Raw genomic sequence first — 650 nt, 5'->3', positions numbered from 1 at the left:
AATAGCAGCCTCACCACCGGCCGGTTCACGAAGGACGTCGGTTCACGCCGCCTCATGGCGCGTAACGACTACCGAAACACCATCAATGCCTTCACCGGCGCGTCCTTCGACTGGCAGGGCGCGAACAAGGATCAGATGACCGTGTTCTGGACCATGCCGCACAACCGGTTGCCCAACGACGTGCCGGGCATCCTCGACAACGCGATCGTGTTGGATGAGGAGAACCTGGATCTGCAATTTTACGGCAGTTCCTATACCTTCGCGAACGTATTCGGCGGAACCCTCGAGCTCTATGGCTACGGCCTGTACGAGGATGATACCGGGTCAGGCCTGCGATCGTTGCAAACCCGCAACCGCCGCCTGTTCACCCCCGGCTTCCGGCTATGGAAGGCGCCGAGGCCTGCGCAGTGGGACTGGGAGGTCGAAACGACTTACCAGACGGGTCGCGCCCGCGAGACGGCCGCCATCACCGACAGGCGCGATCTCCATGTCTCGGCCTACTTCTTCCATACGCAGGCAGGCTACACCTTCAATACGGCGTGGCTGCCGCGGGTCTCGTTTCAATACGATCAAGCCAGCGGCGACAGCGCCAACCCTGCCACCTTCACCCGTTTCGATACCCTGTTCGGCGCCCGGCGCTGGGAATACGG

Annotated in this window: 1 protein-coding gene; it reads left to right on the top strand. The window is 62.0% G+C overall.

Annotated features, from left to right (window positions below; translation table 11 throughout):
- The coding region (locus AC1RT6_RS21225; RefSeq protein ID WP_493029660.1) for an alginate export family protein at positions 1 to 650 on the top strand (650 nt) is incomplete at both ends.

It is taken from the genome of Nitrobacter sp. MLSD-S21, from assembly GCF_058809865.1.
The sequence above is the reverse complement of the archived record's forward strand: the minus strand, read 5'-3'. Positions and strand labels throughout refer to the sequence as shown.